This window comes from Streptomyces sp. TRD_SC_5, from assembly GCF_056836825.1.
The window spans coordinates 5,381,193-5,397,092 of record NZ_JBWZZS010000001.1; the positions used below are offsets into that span (position 1 = coordinate 5,381,193).

Below are 15,900 nucleotides of genomic sequence, written 5' to 3' on the forward strand. Positions count from 1 at the left end.
TCTCACTGAATCCGAAGTTCCTGGCGTGCGGGTATGTCGAAAGCGATACCCGAGCGACTAGGGTGGGGATCTCAGTAATCGGACATCTGACAAGGGAGGGGTGGCTGTGACCACCGAACTGCGCCGCCTGCGCAACTACATCGACGGAGAGTTCCGCGAAGCCGCCGACGGGCGGACCATCGACGTGGTCAACCCGGCCACAGGCGACGTGTACGCCACCTCGCCGCTCTCCGGCCAGGAGGACGTCGACGCCGCCATGGCGGCCGCCGCCGCGGCCTTCCCGGCCTGGCGCGACACCACCCCCGCGGAGCGCCAGAAGGCGCTGCTCAAGATCGCGGACGCCTTCGAGGAGCGTGCCGAGGAGCTGATCGCGGCGGAGTCCGAGAACACCGGCAAGCCGCTCGGCCTCACGCGGACCGAGGAAGTCCCGCCCATGGTCGACCAGATCCGCTTCTTCGCGGGTGCGGCCCGGCTGCTCGAAGGCCGCTCGGCCGGCGAGTACATGGAGGGTCTGACCTCCATCATCCGCCGTGAGCCGGTCGGCGTCTGCGCGCAGGTCGCGCCGTGGAACTACCCGATGATGATGGCCGTCTGGAAGTTCGCCCCGGCGCTCGCCGCGGGCAACACCGTCGTGCTGAAGCCGTCGGACACGACGCCCGCGTCGACCGTCCTGATGGCCGAGATCATCGGCAACATCGTCCCCAAGGGCGTCTTCAACGTCGTCTGCGGCGACCGTGACACCGGCCGCGCGATGGTCGAGCACCCGACCCCGGCGATGGCCTCCATCACCGGTTCGGTACGGGCCGGCATGCAGGTCGCCGAGTCCGCCGCCAAGGACGTCAAGCGCGTACACCTGGAGCTGGGCGGCAAGGCGCCGGTCGTCGTCTTCGACGACACCGACATCGCCAAGGCCGTCGAGGACATCTCGGTCGCGGGCTTCTTCAACGCCGGCCAGGACTGTACGGCCGCGACGCGCGTGCTCGTACAGGAGTCGATCCACGACGAGTTCGTGACCGCGCTGGCGAAGGCCGCCGCCGACACGAAGACCGGGCAGCCGGACGACGAGGACGTGCTCTACGGCCCGCTGAACAACGCCAACCAGCTCAAGCAGGTCAGCGGCTTCATCGAGCGCCTCCCGGCGCACGCCAAGGTCGAGGCGGGCGGCGAGCGGGTCGGCGACAAGGGCTACTTCTACGCCCCCACCGTCGTCTCCGGCCTCAAGCAGGACGACGAGATCATCCAGAACGAGGTCTTCGGCCCCGTCATCACCGTCCAGTCCTTCACGGACGAGGCGCAGGCCCTCAAGTGGGCCAACGACGTCGAGTACGCGCTGGCCTCCTCGGTGTGGACCAAGGACCACGCGCGGGCGATGCGCATGTCCAAGAACCTCGACTTCGGCTGCGTGTGGATCAACACCCACATTCCGCTGGTCGCGGAGATGCCGCACGGCGGCTTCAAGAAGTCCGGTTACGGCAAGGACCTCTCGGCGTACGGCTTCGAGGACTACACGCGCATCAAGCACGTGATGACCTCGATCGAGGGCTGATCACAACCGGCTGATCAGGACGCTGTTACACGAGGGCGGGCAATAGACACACTGTCTATTGCCCGCCCTTCGTGCGCGGGACGAGAGTGGGGCCCATGAGTGATCTTGGCCGTGGTCGTGTCTCGCGTCGTACGCTGCTCCGCGGATTCCCGGCGGCGGGCGCGCTGGCCGCGCTCACCGGGTGCGGGGTGCCGGCGGCGTACGTCGAACCGGGCGAGCGGGCCGCCGACGAGGACCGGTCGGAGCGCGACCACAGCCTCCACTTCGCCAACTGGCCGCTCTACATCGACACCGACGACGAGAACGAGTCGCAGCGGCCCACGCTCAACGCCTTCACCGGGCGGACCGGGATAGCCGTCCGCTACACCGAGGAGATCAACGACAACGACGAGTTCTTCGGGAAGATCAGCCCCGCGCTGATGAACCACCAGGAGACCGGCCGCGACCTGATCGTCATCAGTGACTGGATGGCCGCCCGGTTCGTACGCCTGGGCTGGGTCCAGGAGATGGACCGGGCGAAGCAGCCGAACGTCGCCAAGTACCTGGACCCGCAGCTTCGTACGCCCGCCTTCGACGAGGGCCGGCTGCACGCCGTGCCCTGGCAGTCCGGGATCACCGGCATCGCGTACAACCGCAGGAAGGTCGGCCACGATATCCGCTCCACCTCGCAGCTGTGGGAAGACGACCTGCGCGGCAAGGTGACGCTCTTCTCCGGACTCGACGAGAGCTTCGCGCTGCTGATGCAGGGCAACGGCGCCGATGTCACGCGGTGGACCGGTGACGACTTCCACGCGATGTGCGAGCAGGTGGAGAAGCTCGTGCGGCGCAGGCACATCAGGCGTTTCACCGGCAACGACTACATCAAGGACCTCGCGAGCGGCGACGTACTGGCCTGCCAGGCGTACTCGGGCGACGTCATCCAGCTCAAGGCCGACAACCCCGACATCGAGTTCGTGGTGCCGCAGGAGGGGGCGGAGCTGTGGGCGGAGAGCTTGATGATCCCCAACCTCGCCCGCCACAAGCGCAACGCGGAGAAGCTCGTCGACTACTACTACGAGCCCGCGGTCGCGGCGGAACTCGCCACCTGGGTCAACTACGTCTGCCCGGTGCCGGCGGCCCGCGACATCCTGGCCTCCGCCAAGGACGAGGAAACCGCCGCACTCGCCGAGGACCCGCTGATCTTCCCCGACGACGCGATGCGCGAACGGCTGGCGATCGCACGGGACATCACGGCGCAGGAGCGCGTCGGCTTCGCGAAGAAGTGGAATTCGATCGTCGGGCTGTAGCTCGGCGCACCGACGGCTTCAGGAACGCGCCGGAAGCTCAACAGGCCTACGAGCGGGGCTCCTTGGCGAGTAGGGCGTGCAGTACGCCGACGCGGTTCGTGGTGATCGAGTCGACGCCGTGGCCGATGAGGCGGCGCATCGTACGCCCGGTGTCGGCGGTCCACGCGGAGACCAGCAGGCCGTCCCGGTGCACCCGGTCCGTCAGGTCGCGGCTGACCAGGCCGAAGCGGTAGTTGAGCCAGCGGGGCTTCATCGCGTCGAGCAGCGTCGCGCGGGGCGGGGTGAGGGTTGTCCAGGTCATGGCGATCTCGGCGCCGGGGTCGGTGGCGCGTACGTCGAGCATGGCGGAGGTGCCCCCGCAGTAGTACGCGCGCTCGGCGGCCCCGCACTCGTGGACGACGCCGACCACGGTGCGTACGGCCTCGGCTGTGGCGCCCGGCAGGTCGATCATGACGCGGTGGGCGTCCACGGCGCTCAGTGCCTCGCGCAGGGTGGGGATGCCGCCGCCGGTGAGCTCGTACAGGTCCTTCTCGGTGAGGCGTGCGATCAGCCGCTCGTGACCCCAGAGCCGCTTGAGCGAGTCGTCGTGGAGCAGGACGGGTACGCCGTCGCGGGTCAGCCGGACGTCGATCTCGACGGCGTCCGCGCCCCGCTCCACGGCGGAGCGGAGCGAGGCGAGGGTGTTCTCACGGACCCGGTACGGGTCGCCGCGGTGGGCCACGGCGGTGACGGTGCGCATGGCCCCATTGTCCGGTGACGCGTTACCGGGCGAGCCAGTTCTCGGTGTACGAGTCGATCTCGGCGGCGATCCGCGCCTTGCCCGCCGGGTCGAGGAAGGACGCCTCCACGGCGTTCTTGGCGAGGTCCGCGACTCCGCGCTCGTCGAGGCCCAGCAGGCGGGCGGCGACGCCGTACTCGCTGTTCAGGTCGGTGCCGAACATCGGCGGGTCGTCGCTGTTGATCGTGACCAGGACACCCGCTTCCACCATCTCCCTGATCGGGTGCTCGTCCAGCGTGGCCACCGCGCGGGTCGCGATGTTGGACGTCGGGCACACCTCCAGCGGGATGCGGTGCTCGGCGAGGTGGGCCAGCAGCCGGGGGTCCCGCACCGCGCTGGTGCCGTGGCCGATGCGCTCGGCGCGCAGGTCGTTCAGCGCGTCCCAGACGGTCTCGGGCCCGGTCGTCTCACCCGCGTGCGGCACGGAGTGCAGCCCGGCGGCGATCGCGCGGTCGAAGTACGGCTTGAACTGCGGGCGCGGTACGCCGATCTCGGGGCCGCCGAGCCCGAACGACACCAGGCCCTCCGGGCGCAGGTCCACGGCCAGCCTGGCCGTCTCCTCCGCCGCCTCCAGGCCGGCCTCGCCAGGAATGTCGAAGCACCAGCGCAGCACGGTGCCCAGCTCCGCCTCCGCCGCCTTGCGGGCGTCCTCGATCGCCTCCATGAAGGCCTTCTCGTCGATGCCGCGGCGGGTCGAACTGAACGGCGTGATGGTCAGCTCGGCGTACCGGATGTTCTGCCTGGCCATGTCGCGGGCGACCTCGAAGGTCAGCAGCCGGACGTCCTCGGGGGTGCGGATCAGGTCCACGACGGAGAGATATACGTCGACGAAGTGCGCGAAGTCGGTGAAGGTGAAGTAGTCCGCGAGCGCCTCGGGGTCGGTCGGGACCTTCGAGTCGGGGTGGCGGGCGGCCAGTTCGGCGACGATGCGGGGTGAGGCGGATCCGACGTGGTGCACATGCAGTTCGGCCTTGGGCAACCCCGCGACGAAGGGGTGCAGATCGGTCATCGGATCCTCCGGTGTACGGGCAGGTGGAGCGGGTTCAAGGATCATCGTAGGCGGGCGGTACGGGCCGGAACTCAGGCCGTAGCATGACGGAACACGATGGGGGAGGCACATGTCAGACAACGCACAGCACCCCTCGGGCCAGCCGCCCGAGCAGCCGAGCGACCCGTGGGCTCCGCCCGAGCAGTCGGCGCAGAAGGTGCCGCTGGACAAGCCGGCGGGCGGCCGGCCTCCGGTGCACGACCAGCAGACGGTCACGTCGATGCCGGCCGCCGAACCGGCGCCGGGCTTCGGTCCGGGCGCGGGCGGCGCCCCGGGGCAGGGCGCGGTGCCGCCGCCTCCGGCCGCACCGGTGCCGCCGGGCGGTCCGGCGCAGACGGCACCGGGCCAGTACGGCTACCCGGCGTACGCGAACCCGCAGCCCCAGGCCCCGTACAACACCGGCGGCTATCCCGGATACCCCGGTTACGGCGGGCCGGCCGCCTGGACCGGACAGCTGGGGCCGGCGCCGGCGAATGGCTACGGCACCGCCGCGATGGTGCTCGGCATCATCGCCGTCACGTTCTTCTGCGCGTACGGGCTGGGCATCATCCTCGGCATCCTCGCGCTGATCTTCGGCATCCTCGGCCGCAAGCGGGTTCAGCGCGGCGAGGCGACGAACAGTGGCATGGCGACGGCCGGGATCATCCTCGGCATCATCGGGTTCGTGTTCAGCGCGGCGTTCATCGCGTTCATGGTCTGGGCGATCGTCCAGTCGGAAAAGGACAATGACCTCGACTCCGAGTACGACCCCTACGCGAACTCGTCGCTGATCGTCGAGGTACCCGTCCGCGGGTAGGGCGGATCCGGCCCGCTTTTCCTTCCCCGCCCCCGCCCCTTCCCGCAGTGACACCGCGCGCGGCTCCGCCGTACGGGGGCGGCCCGCACGCCGTCGTGCCGGGCCAGCCCCTGGCGGGTGGAAGGGCGCCCCCCCCGCGGCGGGTGGGGCAGGCCGCCTTGGCGGCTGGGCCTGCGCCGCGGGCACACCCGCCCCACCTGCGGTTTCGTCCGATAACACCGTCATGCCACGCGGTTTCGGCGGGCGCCACGGACACTCCGTACTGTATTTGCGCCTCGCCTCGACACATGGTCGACCGATTCCGTCGCGTAACCAAAAGGCAACAACGGAATCCCTTGTTGGTGGTGAACCGCTCTGTCAGGATCGGCACTCAAATCCAGCTGGAGCTACGGAGTGCCTCATGGTCAACCGCTTCCCGGTGCAGGACCGATTCGCGGACGGTGCGCAGTACATCGGCGGACAGCTGCGTGCGGGTACCTCGGGACGGAGACACGCCGTCGTGGACCCCGCGACCGGCGAGAAGGTCTTCGAGTACGAGCTGGCGTCCACCGCTGACGTCGACGCCGCCGTCGCCGCAGCGCGAGACGCGTTCCCCGGGTGGGCCGCCACCACACCCGGCGAGCGCTCCGACGCGATGCACCGCTTCGCTGCCGTACTCGCCGAACAGGCCGACGACTTCGCGTACGTCGAGTCCCTCCAGTGCGGCAAGCCGATCAAGCTGTCCACGGAGTTCGACGTACCCGGCAGTGTCGACAACACCGCCTTCTTCGCGGGCGCGGCCCGGCACCTCGAAGGCAAGGCCGCAGGCGAGTACTCCGGCGACCACACCTCGTACGTACGGCGCGAGCCGATCGGTGTCGTAGGGTCCATCGCACCCTGGAACTATCCCCTCCAGATGGCGGCCTGGAAGGTCCTCCCGGCGATCGCCGCGGGCAACACCATCGTCCTGAAGCCCGCCGAGATCACGCCCCTCACGTCGATCATGTTCGCGCAGGCGGCGAAGGCGGCCGGCATCCCCGACGGTGTCGTCAACATCGTCACGGGAGCCGGCAAGGACGCCGGTGAGCACCTTGTCGGGCACCCGGACGTGGTCATGACCTCCTTCACCGGGTCGACCGCCGTCGGCAAGCGCGTCGCCGAGATCGCCACCTCCACCGTCAAGCGCCTCCACCTCGAACTCGGCGGCAAGGCCCCCTTCGTGGTCTTCGACGACGCGGACCTCGAAGCCGCCGTGAACGGCGCGGTCGCCGGCTCGCTCATCAACACCGGGCAGGACTGCACGGCCGCGACCCGCGCCTACGTCCAGCGCCCGCTCTACGACGCCTTCGTCGCGGGCGTCGCCGAGCTGATGGACAGCGTGCGGCTCGGTGACCCCTTCGATCCGTCCACCGACCTCGGCCCGCTCATCAGCCACGCCCAGCGCGACCGGGTCGCCGGTTTCGTCGAGCGGGCCCGTGCGTACGCCCGTGTCGTGGCCGGTGGCGAGGCGCCCGGAGGCGACCTTGCCAAGGGCGCGTACTACCGGCCCACCCTCATCGCCGACGCCCCCCAGGACAGCGAGATCGTCCAGGCCGAGATCTTCGGGCCGGTTCTGGTCGTGCTGCCCTTCGACAGCGACGACGAGGGGATCGCGCTCGCGAACGACACGCCGTACGGGCTCGCCGCCTCCGCCTGGACCCGTGACGTGTTCCGCGCGAACCGCGCCACCCGCGAGATCAAGGCGGGCTGCGTATGGGTCAACGACCACATTCCGATCATCAGCGAGATGCCGCACGGCGGCTACAAGGCCAGCGGCTTCGGCAAGGACATGTCGGCGTACTCCTTCGAGGAGTACACGCAGGTGAAGCATGTGATGTACGACAACACCGCGGTCGCCCGCAAGGACTGGCACCGCACGATCTTCGGGGACCGATAGAGATACGCCGCGCGACCAGCGGCCATACCCACCCGGAAGGGCACCAGCGCATGGAGCAGTACGAGCCTGACAGCCTGTCCGCGGCCCAAGTGGCCGCAATGCGACGCAGCGCGACGAGCGGCCGGGGCGCCCTCACCCGCCGTTCGCTGCTGCGCGCCTCAGGCATGGGCGCGCTCGCGGTCGGCGGCCTGGGCGCCCTCAGCGCCTGCGGCATCCCGCCCGCCAAGCGGGAAGGCGGCGCCCCGGCGTCCGACGACCACTCGGCCAAGGAGAAGCGGATCGCTTTCTCCAACTGGACCGAGTACATGGACGTCAGCGAGGACGAGAAGGGCCGGCCCACCCTGGAGGCGTTCACCAGGCGCACCGGGATCACGGTCAAGTACACCGAGGACATCAACGACAACGTCGAGTTCTTCGGCAAGATCAAGCCGCAGCTCGCGGCCGGTCAGGACACCGGTCGCGACCTGGTCTGCGTCACCGACTGGCTGGCCGCCCGGCTCATCAGGCTCGGCTGGGCGCAGAAGCTCGACCCGTCGAACCTGCCCCACGCGTACGCCAACCTCTCCTCCCAGTTCCGCTCTCCCGACTGGGACCCGGGCCGCGCCTACTCGTACCCCTGGACCGGCATCTCCACGGTCATCGCCTACAACGTGAAGGCGACCGGCGGGAAGAAGATCGAGAACGTCACTCAGCTGCTGGAGGACCCCGCGCTCAAGGGCAAGGTCGGCTTCCTCTCCGAGATGCGCGACTCCATCGGGATGACCCTCCTCGACATGGGCAAGGACCCGGGGAAGTTCACCGACGACGACTTCGACGCGACCGTCGCCCGCATCCAGAAGGCCGTCGACAAGAAGCAGATCCGCCGTTTCACGGGCAACGACTACACCTCGGACCTGAGCAAGGGCGACCTCGCCGCCTGCCTCGCCTGGGCCGGTGACGTCATCCAGCTCCAGGCCGACAACCCGGACATCAAGTACGTGATCCCGGAGGCCGGTTACATCACCTCCAGCGACAACCTGCTGGTCCCGGCCAAGGCGCGGCACAAGACCAACGCCGAGAAGCTCATCGACTACTACTACGAGCCGCCGGTCGCCGCCGAACTCGCCGCGTACATCAACTACGTCTGCCCGGTCGACGGCGTGCGCGAGGAACTGGCGAAGATCGACGAGTCGATGGCCTCCAACACGCTGATCCTTCCCGACAAGGCGATGGCCGCCAAGTCCCACGCCTTCCGCTCGCTCAGCAGCAAGGAAGAGTCGGCGTACGAGGAGAAGTTCGCCAAGCTCATCGGCGCCTGAGCCGCTGCCCGCCCCCGCTCCCGCCCCCTCTCAACACCCTGGGACCACACCCCATGACGCAGAAGACAGAAGGCGGCGACGTCCGCCTCTCCGGGATCAGCAAGACCTACGGCTCCTTCACGGCCGTACACCCGCTCGACCTCACCATTCCGCAGGGCTCCTTCTTCGCCCTGCTCGGCGCGTCCGGCTGCGGCAAGACCACCACCCTGCGGATGATCGCCGGTCTGGAGGACCCGACCACCGGCACGGTCTTCCTGGGCGACAAGGACGTCACGGACCTCCAGCCGTACAAGCGGCCGGTCAACACCGTCTTCCAGAGCTACGCGCTCTTCCCGCACCTCAACGTCTCCGAGAACATCGCCTTCGGACTGCGCCGGCGCGGCATCAAGTCGGTGAAGAAGCAGGTCGACGACATGCTGGACCTCGTCCAGCTCGGCTCCTTCGCCGCCCGCAAGCCCCACCAGCTCTCCGGCGGCCAGCAGCAGCGCGTCGCCGTCGCCCGCGCGCTCATCAACCACCCGCAGGTGCTGCTCCTCGACGAGCCGCTCGGCGCGCTCGACCTCAAACTGCGCCGTCAGATGCAGCTGGAGCTCAAGCGCATCCAGACCGAGGTCGGCATCACCTTCGTGCACGTCACCCACGACCAGGAGGAGGCCATGACCATGGCCGACCAGGTCGCGGTGATGAACGGCGGCCGGGTCGAGCAGCTCGGCGCCCCCGCCGACCTCTACGAGAACCCGAAGACGACGTTCGTCGCCAACTTCCTCGGTACGTCGAACCTCATCGAGGCCGAGGTCGTCGAGACCACTGGCGACGACACCGTGGTCACCTGCGGCGGCGCCAAGCTGCGCCTGCCCGGCGGCCGGTGCGCGTCGCAGCCCCGCAGCGGCGGCAAGCTCCTCGTCGGCGTCCGCCCGGAGAAGGTCTCGGTCACGCACGCCGACGACGCGGGCACGGTCGCGGACGGCCGCAACAAGATCACCGGCCGGATCGTCGCGTCCAGCTTCATCGGTGTGTCGACGCAGTTCATCGTCGACAGCCCGGCCTGTTCCGACTTCGAGGTGTACGTCCAGAACATCGAGCGCGACGCGCGGCTGGTCCCGGGCGCCGAGGTCGTCATGCACTGGAACCCCGCGCACACCTTCGCTCTGGACGCCGATCAGGACATCGACGCCGGCGTGGAGACAGTGGAGGAGAGCGCGTGAGCGTGACCGACGCGCCGCCCCTGGCGCCCTCACCGGTGGAGCCCCCCGCCCCGCGCAAGCCCGCCACCCGCAAGCGGCTCGTACCGTACTGGCTGCTGCTTCCCGGCATCCTGTGGCTGATCGTCTTCTTCGCGCTGCCGATGGTCTACCAGGCGTCGACCTCCGTGCAGACCGGCTCGCTGGAACAGGGCTTCGAGGTCACCTGGCACTTCCAGACGTACTGGGACGCGCTGACGGACTACGCCCCCCAGTTCGTACGGTCGCTGCTGTACGCCGGCACCGCCACCCTGCTGTGTCTGCTGCTGGGCTACCCGCTCGCGTACATGATCGCCTTCAAGGCGGGCCGCTGGCGCAATCTGGTCCTGGTGCTGGTCATCGCGCCGTTCTTCACCAGCTTCCTGATCCGTACGCTCGCGTGGAAGACGATCCTCGCGGACGGCGGTCCGGTGGTGGACGTGCTGAACACCCTGCACGTCCTGGACATCACCAGCCTGCTCGGCTGGACCGAGGGCAGCCGCGTGCTGGCCACGCCGATGGCGGTGGTCTGCGGTCTGACGTACAACTTCCTGCCCTTCATGATCCTGCCGCTCTACACCTCGCTGGAGCGCATCGACGGCAGGCTGCACGAGGCGGCCGGCGACCTGTACGCCACCCCGGCGACCACCTTCCGCAAGGTGACCTTCCCGCTCTCCATGCCGGGTGTCGTCTCCGGCACGCTGCTCACGTTCATTCCGGCGAGCGGTGACTACGTCAACGCGGAACTGCTCGGATCGACCGACACGAAAATGGTCGGCAGCGTCATCCAGTCGCAATTCCTGCGCGTGCTCGACTATCCGACGGCGGCCGCGCTTTCCTTCATCCTGATGGCGATCGTGCTGGCCATGGTCACCGTGTACATCCGCAAGTCCGGGACGGAGGATCTGGTCTGATGTTTGTGATTCGCTGGATACGGCGCAATCTCGTCGTCATCGCCGGGCTGCTGACGCTCGCCTACATGATCCTGCCGAACATCGTCGTCATGGTGTTCTCCTTCAACAATCCGAAGGGGCGTTTCAACTACGCCTGGCAGGAATTCTCGCTGGACGCGTGGAAGGACCCCTGCGGCGTCGCCGACCTGTGCGGCTCGCTCTCCCTCTCGCTCCAGATCGCCGCCTGGGCGACGGTCGGCGCCACCGTACTCGGCACGATGATCGCCTTCGCGCTGGTCCGCTACCGCTTCCGGGCGCGCGGCGCGATCAACTCGCTGATCTTCCTGCCGATGGCCATGCCCGAGGTCGTCATGGCCGCCTCGCTGCTGACGCTCTTCCTCAACATGGGCGCCCAGCTGGGCTTCTGGACCGTCCTCATCGCGCACATCATGTTCTGCCTCAGCTTCGTGGTGACGGCGGTCAAGGCGCGCGTGATGTCGATGGACCCGCGCCTCGAAGAGGCGGCGCGCGATCTCTACGCCGGCCCCGTGCAGACGTTCGTACGGGTGACCCTGCCGATCGCGGCGCCCGGAATCGCGGCGGGAGCACTGCTCGCCTTCGCGCTTTCCTTCGACGATTTCATCATCACCAATTTCAATGCGGGCTCGACCGTCACCTTCCCCATGTTCGTATGGGGATCGGCGCAGCGCGGCACGCCCGTACAGATCAACGTCATTGGTACGGCTATGTTCGTCATCGCTGTACTGATGGTTCTCGGCGGTCAGTTTCTCGCGAGCCGGCGAAAGAAAAGCGCACAGCCCCAGTAAGTCCTGAAGGAGTTGGAAACCATGGCCCCAGTTGCCATGCGTAGTGCAGCACAATCCCTTTCCGGCGCGAAGCCGGTGTCGTTCTGGCTGGACGATCCGGCAAAGCCCGCACCACAGCCCGCCCTCACCGGCGACGAGCGATGCGATCTGCTCGTCATCGGCGGCGGATACAGCGGACTGTGGACCGCGCTCCTCGCCAAGGAGCGCGACCCCGGGCGGGACGTCGTACTGATCGAGGGCCACGAGGTGGGCTGGGCCGCCTCGGGCCGCAACGGCGGCTTCTGCGCCGCCTCCCTCACCCACGGCCTGAGCAACGGCATCTCCCGCTGGCCCGGCGAGCTGGCCAAGCTGGAGGAGCTCGGCGAGCGCAACCTCGACGCGATCGAGGCGGCGGTGGCGGCGTACGGCATCGACTGCGACTTCGAGCGCACCGGCGAGATCGACGTCGCCACCGAGCCGCACCAGCTCGAAGAGCTGCGGGAGATGTACGAGGAGGCGCAGAAGCTCGGCTTCACCGAGCATCTCGAACTCCTCGACCAGGACGCGGTACGCGCCGAGGTCGATTCGCCCACCTTCATCGGCGGGCTGTACGACCGGCGCGGGGTGGCCATGCTGCACCCGGCCAAGCTGGCCTGGGGCCTGAAGCAGGCGTGCCTCGGTCTGGGCGTACGGATCTACGAGCACACCAGGGGCCTGGACCTGGCCTCGGCCGGCGAGGGGATGGCGGTGCGCACGCCGTACGGCCGGGTCTTCGCCCGCCGGGTCGCGCTCGGCACCAACATCTTCCCGTCGCTGGTCAAGCGCGTCCGGCCGTACACCGTGCCGGTCTACGACTACGCGCTGATGACCGAGCCGCTCACCGACGAGCAGCTCGCCTCGATCGGCTGGAAGAACCGCCAGGGACTGGGCGACAGCGCCAACCAGTTCCACTACTTCAGGCTGAGCGCCGACAACCGCGTCCTGTGGGGCGGTTACGACGCCATCTACCCCTTCGGCGGCAAGCTGGACGCCGCCATGGACCACCGCCCGGAGACGTACCTCAAGCTCGCCGAGCACTTCTTCCGCTGCTTCCCGCAGCTGGAGGGCGTGAACTTCAGCCATGCGTGGGGCGGCGCGATCGACACGTGCTCGCGCTTCTCCGCCTTCTTCGGCACGGCTCATGCGGGGAAGGTCGCGTACGCCGCCGGGTACACCGGGCTCGGTGTCGGCTCCACGCGCTTCGGCGCGGACGTCATGCTCGACCTCCTCGCGGGCGAGCGGACCGAGCGTACGGAGCTGGAGATGGTGCGCAGCAAGCCGCTGCCCTTCCCGCCGGAACCTTTCGCCTGGGCGGGCATCGGCATCACCAAGTGGTCGCTCGCCCGGTCTGACGACAACGGCGGACACCGCAATCTGTGGCTGAAAGCGATGGACAAGCTGGGCCTCGGCTTCGACAGCTGAGAGCCGGTTCACATCAACGAGGTGACCGAACCCGCGTCATAGTCCGGTCCCGGGCCCCTCTCCATTCGTGAACGCACTGACTGCGCACACGAATGGAGGCCGGACATCATGACTGGCTCGGGGGACAAGACCGCGGTGGAATGGCTCGTCTCGGTAGCACCCGACCCCGACGCCTGCCGGTGGGAATGGGAGCGCAACCCGCTGGGGATCGCTCTCCTTCCCGCCGGCAGGCGCTGGGACGTCCTGATCCTGCCGGGGGAGCTCGGCTACCCCACTCTCGACATCCTGGCCCGTCTCATCGACCGCCCGGGCCCCGTACTCGCCGACTTCGGCGACTCCCGCATGGGCTTCTTCGTGCCACCGGGCACGGTCGGCCGCTGGCTCGGTACGGGCGTACGCGGCGCGGGGCGTGGCACCTGGATCGTCGTCCCCTATCCCGGCCGGACGGCGGGCGGAGTGCGCTGGGTGGTCCTGCCGGACGGTACGGGCACGCTCACCGATCCGGCGGTGCTGGAGCTCGCGATGCACGAGGCGGCGGCGAGTATCGCGCGGCGAGGCGACGGCCGGTCAGAAGAAGCATGACGCACAGGCACCAGCTGCCGACGACGTCCAGCGGCCAGTGGTAGCCGCGCAGGACGAGGCCGGCGCCGGTGCCGAGTGTCAGTACGACGGCGAGGACCGGCGGCCACCAGCGGTGCCGGCGTACGTACGCCTGGAGGAGCAGGGCCGCGCCGCAGTAGGCGACGACCGCTGTCGCCGTATGCCCCGACGGGTAGTAGCCGGTGTCCTGGGTGAGCGGGCCCGTACGGGCGATCCAGGACTTGAGCGGGACGACCAGGGCGGGCACCGCCGCCATGGCGAGCACAGCGGCCGAGGCGTGGGGGAGAGCGCCGCGGCCGCCGCGCCACAGGGTGTACGCGACGGCGGCGCCCAGCACGGGGAGCGCGACCGCCAGGTTGCCGAGATCGGCGAGGAATTCCGTGAGGCGGGTGGGGCCGTGGCCTACGACGGCGCGGCCGAGGCGCTCGTCGGCGCGGCGCAGGGGACCGGCGGCGGCGACCTGCCAGGTGATCAGCGCGAAGAGGAGCCCGGAGAGGGCGAAGAGGGCGACGAGCCGGGAGAGGAAAGCCGGCTGCCCCGGAACAGGGGGGGTAGTTCCGAGGCAGCCGCCTGGACCGGGCTGCCGCGCGCCCCGGGGGGTGTGGGGCGGGCGGCGATCCGATCGGTGAGGAGTTCCGGAGCTCGAGGCTCCAGTCATGTGCGCGAAGGCACGACCAGGGCGGGGCAGGGGGTGCCTCGACCTGGAACCGCCCGCAGTCCCCTGCGAGCGGGGTGTTTCTCTCATCTGCAGAAACCGTACGGCAGGTGGTGGGGGACCGACAGGCGGAACTCCATCCCGCCATTGCCCCCCCACCGTTTCTTCACAGCTCGCACCCCGGTCAGACGCCGGCGAAGGCCGCCTCGATGATGTCCAGACCCTCGTTGAGCAGGTCCTCGCCGATGACGATCGGCGGCAGGAAGCGGAGCACGTTGCCGTAGGTGCCGCAGGTCAGGACCAGCAGACCCTCGGCGTGGCAGGCCTTGGCGAGGGCACCGGCGGCGGCCGCGTTCGGCTCCTTGGCGTCGCGGTCCGTCACGAGCTCGATGGCGATCATGGCGCCGCGGCCACGGATGTCACCGATGATGTCGAACTTCTCGGCCATGGTGGCCAGGCGGCCCTTCATGACCTCTTCAATCCGCTTCGCCTTCGCGTTGAGGTCCAGCTCCTTCATCGTCTCGATGGAGCCGAGCGCACCGGCGCAGGCGACCGGGTTTCCGCCGTACGTGCCGCCGAGGCCGCCGCCGTGCGGGGCGTCCATGATCTCGGCGCGGCCGGTCACGGCGGCGAGCGGCAGACCGCCCGCGATGCCCTTGGCGGTCGTGATCAGGTCGGGGACGATGCCCTCGTCCTCGCACGCGAACCACTGGCCGGTGCGGCAGAAGCCGGACTGGATCTCGTCGGCGACGAAGACGATGCCGTTGTCGTTGGCGAACTTCACGATCGCGGGCAGGAAGCCCTTGGCCGGCTCGATGAAGCCGCCCTCGCCGAGCACCGGCTCGATGATGATCGCGGCGACGTTGTCGGCGCCGACCTGCTTCGTGATCTGGTCGATGGCCTGGGCGGCGGCCTCGGGGCCGCAGTTCTCGGCGCCGGTGGGCCAGCGGTAGCCGTAGGCGACCGGGACGCGGTAGACCTCGGGGGCGAACGGGCCGAAGCCGTTCTTGTACGGCATGTTCTTGCTCGTCAGCGCCATCGTGAGGTTCGTACGGCCGTGGTAGCCGTGGTCGAAGACGACGACGGCCTGGCGCTTGGTGTACGCACGGGCGATCTTGACGGCGTTCTCGACGGCCTCGGCGCCGGAGTTGAACAGCGCGGACTTCTTGGCGTGGTCGCCGGGGGTCAGCTCGGCGAGCGCCTCACAGACCTCGACGTAACCCTCGTACGGCGTGACCATGAAACAGGTGTGCGTGAAGTTCTGCAGCTGGGCGCTCGCCCGCCGCACGACCGCCTCGGCGGAGGCGCCGACGGAGGTCACGGCGATGCCGGAGCCGAAGTCGATCAGGCGGTTGCCGTCGACGTCCTCGATGATGCCGCCGTCCGCGCGCGCGGTGAAGACGGGCAGCACGGAGCCCACGCCACCGGCGACCGTGGCGGTGCGCCGGGCCTGCAGCTCTGCCGACTTCGGGCCGGGAATCGCGGTGACGACGCGGCGCTCCTGCGGGATTGCGGTCATGGGGGGCTCCTGGGGGTATTCCGGACGCTTCTTTACTTCGCAGGCTAGGGGTGGGTGGTGGGGGGCGGCATGTTCCGTT

General features: G+C 69.1%; 14 protein-coding genes. 10 read left to right on the forward strand and 4 right to left on the reverse strand.

Features of this window, described 5'->3' with window-relative positions; translation table 11 throughout:
• Positions 1-106: 106 nt before the first annotated feature.
• Positions 107-1,546, forward strand: a complete 1,440-nt coding sequence (locus tag AC1P0E_RS24825) for a gamma-aminobutyraldehyde dehydrogenase (protein WP_482744324.1) — start codon at positions 107-109, stop codon at positions 1,544-1,546.
• Positions 1,547-1,641: 95 nt separating this feature from the next.
• Complete coding sequence (locus tag AC1P0E_RS24830) at positions 1,642-2,832, forward strand: polyamine ABC transporter substrate-binding protein (protein ID WP_482744325.1); 1,191 nt, start codon at positions 1,642-1,644, stop codon at positions 2,830-2,832.
• Between the two features lie 46 nt (positions 2,833-2,878).
• Here the strand turns inward: AC1P0E_RS24830 and AC1P0E_RS24835 are convergent, their stop codons facing one another.
• On the reverse strand, positions 2,879-3,571 hold the full coding sequence (locus AC1P0E_RS24835) for a glycerophosphodiester phosphodiesterase (protein ID WP_482744326.1): 693 nt from the start codon (positions 3,569-3,571) through the stop codon (positions 2,879-2,881).
• A gap of 22 nt (positions 3,572-3,593) precedes the next feature.
• Positions 3,594-4,619: an adenosine deaminase gene (locus AC1P0E_RS24840; RefSeq protein WP_482744327.1), complete on the reverse strand. Its 1,026-nt coding sequence runs from the start codon at positions 4,617-4,619 to the stop codon at positions 3,594-3,596.
• 109 nt (positions 4,620-4,728) lie between these two features.
• Here AC1P0E_RS24840 and AC1P0E_RS24845 point away from each other — a divergent pair, with 109 nt between their 5' ends.
• From AC1P0E_RS24845 to AC1P0E_RS24880, 8 genes are all read left to right on the forward strand, one after another.
• Positions 4,729-5,454 carry a DUF4190 domain-containing protein gene (locus tag AC1P0E_RS24845; protein ID WP_482744328.1) on the forward strand — a complete coding sequence of 242 codons (726 nt, stop codon included), beginning with the start codon at positions 4,729-4,731 and terminating at the stop codon, positions 5,452-5,454.
• Between the two features lie 400 nt (positions 5,455-5,854).
• Complete coding sequence (locus AC1P0E_RS24850; protein WP_482744329.1) at positions 5,855-7,369, forward strand: gamma-aminobutyraldehyde dehydrogenase; 1,515 nt, start codon at positions 5,855-5,857, stop codon at positions 7,367-7,369.
• 50 nt (positions 7,370-7,419) lie between these two features.
• On the forward strand, positions 7,420-8,667 hold the full coding sequence (locus AC1P0E_RS24855) for an ABC transporter substrate-binding protein (RefSeq protein ID WP_482744330.1): 1,248 nt from the start codon (positions 7,420-7,422) through the stop codon (positions 8,665-8,667).
• A gap of 53 nt (positions 8,668-8,720) precedes the next feature.
• Positions 8,721-9,872, forward strand: coding sequence for an ABC transporter ATP-binding protein (locus tag AC1P0E_RS24860; RefSeq protein WP_482744331.1), 1,152 nt, complete (start codon positions 8,721-8,723; stop codon positions 9,870-9,872).
• Positions 9,869-10,801, forward strand: a complete 933-nt coding sequence (locus tag AC1P0E_RS24865; protein WP_482744332.1) for an ABC transporter permease — start codon at positions 9,869-9,871, stop codon at positions 10,799-10,801. Before AC1P0E_RS24860 ends, AC1P0E_RS24865 begins: the two co-directional genes overlap by 4 nt.
• Positions 10,801-11,607 (forward strand): ABC transporter permease, encoded by an 807-nt coding sequence (locus AC1P0E_RS24870; RefSeq protein WP_482744333.1) that lies wholly within the window; start codon positions 10,801-10,803, stop codon positions 11,605-11,607. The genes AC1P0E_RS24865 and AC1P0E_RS24870 overlap by 1 nt, the downstream gene beginning before the upstream one ends.
• A 21-nt stretch (positions 11,608-11,628) precedes the next feature.
• Positions 11,629-13,047 (forward strand): NAD(P)/FAD-dependent oxidoreductase, encoded by a 1,419-nt coding sequence (locus AC1P0E_RS24875; protein ID WP_482744334.1) that lies wholly within the window; start codon positions 11,629-11,631, stop codon positions 13,045-13,047.
• A 108-nt stretch (positions 13,048-13,155) separates the two neighbouring features.
• Entirely contained in the window at positions 13,156-13,629 is a 474-nt protein-coding gene (locus tag AC1P0E_RS24880) for a hypothetical protein (RefSeq protein WP_482744335.1), read from the forward strand.
• Here AC1P0E_RS24880 and AC1P0E_RS24885 read toward each other — a convergent pair.
• Positions 13,541-14,392 (reverse strand): phosphatase PAP2 family protein, encoded by an 852-nt coding sequence (locus AC1P0E_RS24885; protein WP_482744336.1) that lies wholly within the window; start codon positions 14,390-14,392, stop codon positions 13,541-13,543. The two genes, AC1P0E_RS24880 and AC1P0E_RS24885, sit on opposite strands and share 89 nt — an antisense overlap.
• Positions 14,393-14,486: 94 nt before the next feature.
• Complete coding sequence (gabT, locus tag AC1P0E_RS24890) at positions 14,487-15,821, reverse strand: 4-aminobutyrate--2-oxoglutarate transaminase (protein WP_482744337.1); 1,335 nt, start codon at positions 15,819-15,821, stop codon at positions 14,487-14,489.
• Between the last annotated feature and the right edge of the window lie 79 nt (positions 15,822-15,900).

Excerpts from the sequence above, each read along its gene's own strand:
- AC1P0E_RS24875 (WP_482744334.1), top strand. The coding sequence starts at position 11,629 with ATGGCCCCAGTTGCCATGCGTAGTGCAGCACAATCCCTTTCCGGCGCG.
- AC1P0E_RS24855 (WP_482744330.1), top strand. The coding sequence starts at position 7,420 with ATGGAGCAGTACGAGCCTGACAGCCTGTCCGCGGCCCAAGTGGCCGCA.
- AC1P0E_RS24835 (WP_482744326.1), bottom strand. The coding sequence starts at position 3,571 with ATGCGCACCGTCACCGCCGTGGCCCACCGCGGCGACCCGTACCGGGTC.
- AC1P0E_RS24840 (WP_482744327.1), bottom strand. The coding sequence starts at position 4,619 with ATGACCGATCTGCACCCCTTCGTCGCGGGGTTGCCCAAGGCCGAACTG.
- AC1P0E_RS24830 (WP_482744325.1), top strand. The coding sequence starts at position 1,642 with ATGAGTGATCTTGGCCGTGGTCGTGTCTCGCGTCGTACGCTGCTCCGC.
- AC1P0E_RS24870 (WP_482744333.1), top strand. The coding sequence starts at position 10,801 with ATGTTTGTGATTCGCTGGATACGGCGCAATCTCGTCGTCATCGCCGGG.
- AC1P0E_RS24860 (WP_482744331.1), top strand. The coding sequence starts at position 8,721 with ATGACGCAGAAGACAGAAGGCGGCGACGTCCGCCTCTCCGGGATCAGC.
- AC1P0E_RS24885 (WP_482744336.1), bottom strand. The coding sequence starts at position 14,392 with ATGAGAGAAACACCCCGCTCGCAGGGGACTGCGGGCGGTTCCAGGTCG.
- AC1P0E_RS24850 (WP_482744329.1), top strand. The coding sequence starts at position 5,855 with ATGGTCAACCGCTTCCCGGTGCAGGACCGATTCGCGGACGGTGCGCAG.
- AC1P0E_RS24880 (WP_482744335.1), top strand. The coding sequence starts at position 13,156 with ATGACTGGCTCGGGGGACAAGACCGCGGTGGAATGGCTCGTCTCGGTA.
- gabT (WP_482744337.1), bottom strand. The coding sequence starts at position 15,821 with ATGACCGCAATCCCGCAGGAGCGCCGCGTCGTCACCGCGATTCCCGGC.
- AC1P0E_RS24845 (WP_482744328.1), top strand. The coding sequence starts at position 4,729 with ATGTCAGACAACGCACAGCACCCCTCGGGCCAGCCGCCCGAGCAGCCG.